This window comes from Falsiroseomonas oryzae (assembly GCF_027856955.1).
Classification (GTDB): domain Bacteria; phylum Pseudomonadota; class Alphaproteobacteria; order Acetobacterales; family Acetobacteraceae; genus Falsiroseomonas; species Falsiroseomonas oryzae.
Window position 1 is genome coordinate 1 of the sequence record NZ_JAPSMD010000445.1, and the last position, 4,301, is coordinate 4,301.

The 4,301-nt window shown below is 72.1% G+C and carries 4 protein-coding genes; 3 read left to right on the forward strand and 1 reads right to left on the reverse strand.

Translation table 11 applies throughout. From position 1 onward, the window contains the following. Positions 1-881 (reverse strand): glycosyltransferase (locus OZN99_RS26595; protein WP_270938250.1); only part of this gene is annotated, 881 nt, incomplete at its 3' end. A 264-nt stretch (positions 882-1,145) separates the two neighbouring features. On the opposite strand from OZN99_RS26595, the gene OZN99_RS26600 reads away from it, so the two are divergent. The 3 genes from OZN99_RS26600 to OZN99_RS26610 all read left to right on the forward strand — a co-directional run. Next, positions 1,146-2,126, forward strand: coding sequence for an NAD-dependent epimerase/dehydratase family protein (locus OZN99_RS26600; RefSeq protein WP_270938251.1), 981 nt, complete (start codon positions 1,146-1,148; stop codon positions 2,124-2,126). A gap of 16 nt (positions 2,127-2,142) precedes the next feature. Continuing rightward, the gene (locus OZN99_RS26605) at positions 2,143-3,258 is read left to right on the forward strand and encodes a hypothetical protein (RefSeq protein WP_270938252.1); all 1,116 of its coding nucleotides are present in this window, start codon (positions 2,143-2,145) and stop codon (positions 3,256-3,258) included. Positions 3,259-3,271: 13 nt separating this feature from the next. Next, positions 3,272-4,301, forward strand: a 1,030-nt coding sequence (locus OZN99_RS26610; RefSeq protein ID WP_270938253.1) for a glycosyltransferase family 2 protein, incomplete at its 3' end; no start/stop codon positions are given.

The following is a 4,301-nucleotide window of genomic DNA, read 5'->3' on the forward strand; positions in this document are numbered from 1 at the left end:
CTGCCATGCAGGAACAGCCCTATGCGGCGCGGGCGCGGGGGGCGGGCGGGGCGCTCGGCCGCCGGGCGCAGCGTGAGGCCGTGCCCGGCCGCCAGGTCGCGGAACAGCCGGTCGTGCCCCTCCGCCCAGGCGTCCCAGCCGCGGTCCAGCACGCTGGCGCGCAGCGCGCGCTTCTTCTCGACCAGCTCCAGCAGGACGCGGCGCAGATCGGCGGCGTCGCCGGCCTGGAACTCGACATGCGGGAAGTCCGGCACCCAGCCGACCGGCGGCGCGATCACCGCCGTGCCGCAGGCCAGCGCCTCCACCACGCACATCGGGCCGCCTTCGTACAGCGCGGGCACCAGCACGTAGTCCAGGCCGCGATAGAAATCCGGCAGCTCCTCCGGGCGCAGCCGCAGGGCGGGGCCCGGCCAGCCCTCGCCGGTGAAGAACCACTCGATCTCCGGGATGTCCATCACCTGCTCGACCAGGTGCTCGCCCTTGCGGCCCGTGTGGTAGGTGCGGCCGACCACGCCGATGCGCAGCTTCGGGCGGAAGGTCTCCAGGTCCACGCCGGGCGGGATGGTGGTGACGGCGGCGATGCCGGCCTCCCGCAGCACCGCCTCGTAGAGGCGCGCGTGGCAGACGCAATGCTGCACCTCGCGCGCCACGGCGAAGAAGCGGTCGCGCGCGTCGCCTTCGGGCTCGAGATGCGCGAAATACGCCACCTCGACCGGGGAGAGCCGGCGGCGGCGGCAGGAATAGGTCATGTAGTACTGGATCGCCGCCGTCCGGTCCGGGCCCTCGCCGAAGGTGACATAGGGCAGCCGCGTCGCGATCTCGCGCGCCAGGCGCTCCAGCACCCAGCCGCGGTCGGAGGTGACGATGTTGACGGTGGTCACGCCTGCGGTCCGGTCCCGGGCGACGCCCGGCGCGAGGGCCGGCCGGCGGCGCGGACCATACAGGCGGCTTCGAGGCACGACCATACCTGCGGCGCGGGGCGGGATGGCGCGCGGACCGTCCTGCGACTATCGTCGTTGCAATGGGCATGACGGCCGCACGCGGGTGCGCGCCCGCCCGACCACCAGCGGCCCCGCGGGGCCGACCAGGAATATCCCGATGCGCTTGCGACCGCGTTCGGCCGCCGCCCCCCGTACCCCCTGAGCATGGGCCAGGTACTCGTCACCGGCGCGGCCGGCTTCATCGGGGCGCATCTGTGCCGGGCGCTGCTGGCGCGCGGGGACGAGGTCATCGGGCTCGACAACCTGAACCCCTATTACGACCCGGCGCTGAAGCGGGCGCGGCTGGCGGCGCTGACGGGCGATGCCCCGCGCGGCGCCTTCGCCTTCCACCAGCTGGACCTGGCGGACCACGCCGCGGTGCTGGCGCTGATGCAGGCCAATCCCGGCATCGACCGCGTCGCGCATCTCGGCGCGCAGGCCGGCGTGCGCTGGTCGCTGGAAGCGCCCTTCGCCTACACCGCCGCCAACGTCACCGGCCACCTTTCCATCCTGGAAGGCATCCGGCGCAGCGAGGGGCGGGTGCGCCACACCGTCTACGCCTCCACCAGCTCGGTCTACGGCTCGCGTAGCGACGGGCCGTTCCGCGAGACCGACCGCACCGACCGCCCCGCCTCGCTCTACGCCGCCACCAAGCTGGCGGACGAGATGATAAGCAGCGCCTACAGCGACCTCTATGGCCTGAAGCTGACCGGCCTGCGCTTCTTCACGGTGTACGGCCCCTGGGGCCGGCCGGACATGGCGGTGTGGCTGTTCACCGAGGCGATGCTGCAGGGCCGGCCGATCCGCCTGTTCAACGAAGGCCGGATGAAGCGCGACTTCACCTTCGTGGACGACATCGTCGCCGGCGTCGTCGCCGCGCTGGACAGCCCCCCGGCGGAGCCCGGCCACCGCATCTACAACATCGGCAACAGCCGGCCGGAGCAGCTGCTCGATCTCGTCGCCATCCTCGAGGAACTGCTCGGCGTGCCGGCCTGCCGCGAATTGCTGCCGATGCAGCCGGGCGACGTGCCGGCGACCTATGCCGACATCTCGGCCATGGAACGCGACTTCGGCTGGCGGCCGACCACCGACCTGCGCACCGGCCTCGGCCGCTTCGTGGCCTGGTGGCGCGGCCATTTCGGCTGACACGGGACACCACGGCATGGCGGCGCGGGAGGTCACGCGGCCCGTCATCCTCTTCGCCTTCACCCGGCCGGACTACCTGCGGCGGCTCTGCCTCTCGCTGAAGGCGCAGCAGGGCGTGGTGCTGCCCGACGCGCAGCTCCACCTGCTCCAGGACGGCGCGCGGTCGCGCCGCTCGGGCCTGACCTACGGCGATCCGGCGCGCATTGCGGAGAGCATCGCGGTGTTCCGCGAGCATTTCCCGGGCGGCCATGTCCACGCCGCGCCGGAGAACCTGGGCATCGCGATGAACCTGCTGCGGGGCGAGACGCTGGCCTTCCGCACGCTCCGCGCCGACATCGCCTATTTCTTCGAGGAGGATCTGGAGCTCGGTCCCTGCTACTTGGCCATGCTGGAGGCGCTGTCGCGCGGCGTGGGGCGGCATCCGCGCCTCGGCTACTTCGCCGCCTATGGCGACCACCGGCGCGAGAGCGACCCGCAGGCGCCGCAGCTGGTGCCGCTGGAGCATCACTGGGGCTTCGGCCTGACGCGGCGCTGCTGGCTGGCCATGCAGCCCTGGCTGCAGCCCTTCCACAAGGTCTATGCCGAGGTGGACTACCAGGCGCGACCGCATCTGCGGATCGTGGAGCTCTACGGGGAGAAGGGCGTGTCCTCCATGGCGTCCTCGCAGGACGTGGCGAAGACCATGGCCTGCGCGGAGCTCGGCTTCGCCCGCGTCAACACCGACGTCGCCTTCGCCCGCTACATCGGCGCGCAGGGCGAGAGCTTCCGCCCGGACCGTTTCGCCGCGCATGGCTTCGCCGCGGCCGAGGTGGCGACGACCATGCCCGCCCGCCTGCCGGAGGCGCCGACGGAGCTGATCGAGCGCATCATCGCGGAGAAGCGGGACGCCTGCGCCGCCCATCGCCGCGACGCCTACGACGCCGAGCTTGCGGAGATGCGGCGGCACATGTTCAACCCCGACCGTCCCGCCACGCGCGAGGAGGTGGAGTGGCTGTGGCGCCTGGTGATGGACCGCCTGCCGGGGAACGAGGAGTACTACGCGAAGAACGTGGGCATCCGCACCCTGCGGCAGATCCGCCGCTCCCTGCTCCGCTCGCGCGAGGCGCAGGGCAAGGGCTTCTTCCTCGACTAGGCGAAGGCATCGCATGGCCCATCCCCCGATCGCGGTGATGTCCTTCAACCGGCCGGACTACCTGCGGCAGGTGCTGGAGTCGCTCGCCGCGCAGGCGGACATCGCGCAGCGCGAGGTCTTCCTGTTCCAGGACCATTGGCGCAACGAGCACAGCGGCCGCGTGCTGGGCACGGCGGAGGAGGTGGAGGCCTGCATTGCCGCCTTCCGCGACATCTTCCCGCGCGGCCATGTGCTCGCCGCGCCCGCCAACCTCGGCGTCGCGGAGAACTTCCACCGCGCCGAGACCCTGTTCTTCCGCGAGCTGAAGGCCGACTGCGGCTATTTCTTCGAGGACGACCTGGTGCTGGCGCCGCGCTACCTGGCGACGCTGGATGCGCTGCGCGACGCGACCGGTCCGACCGGGAAGGTCGGCTACTTCGCCTGCTACGGCCACCTGCAGGCGGACCTCGCTGAGCAGGCGCGGCGCGCGCGCCTGCTGCGGCGCATCGGCCATCTCTGGGGCTTCGGCCTGTTCCGCAGCCACTGGGAGGAGATGCAGCCGCTGATGGCCGAGTACTACGAGCTGGTGCTCGGCCGAGACTACAAGACGCGCCCGCATGAGGAGATCCAGCGCCGCTACCGGGGGCGAGGCATCCTGATCGGCGTCACCTCGCAGGACGACGTCAAGAAGGCCGTGACCTATGCGCTGGGCCGCGTCGGGCTGAACACGCATGTGGCCAGCGGGCGCTACATCGGCGCGGTCGGGCTGCACATGAACCCGAAGAAGTTCGAGGCCTCTGGCTTCGCCAGGACCGAATGGCTCGACCTGCCGCGGGTGGAGTTCGACCTGCCCGACGCCGCCGGCTTCGCTGCGCTGCACGCCGAGGAGATGCAGGTCCGCGCCCGCAACATCGAGAAGGAGGCCGAGAAGGCGCGGGAGAAGGAAGCCGCGCGCGCCGCCCTGCGTGCCCCCGCCGCGCCCGCTGCGGCCCCGGTGCCGGTGACGGTGCCTGCGCTCGACGTGCCGGCTTCCGCGCCCATCGCCGCGCCGGTTGCGGCGCCCG

Coding starts and splice junctions, on each gene's coding strand:
- OZN99_RS26605 (WP_270938252.1), top strand. CDS start 2,143: ATGGCGGCGCGGGAGGTCACGCGGCCCGTCATCCTCTTCGCCTTCACC.
- OZN99_RS26600 (WP_270938251.1), top strand. CDS start 1,146: ATGGGCCAGGTACTCGTCACCGGCGCGGCCGGCTTCATCGGGGCGCAT.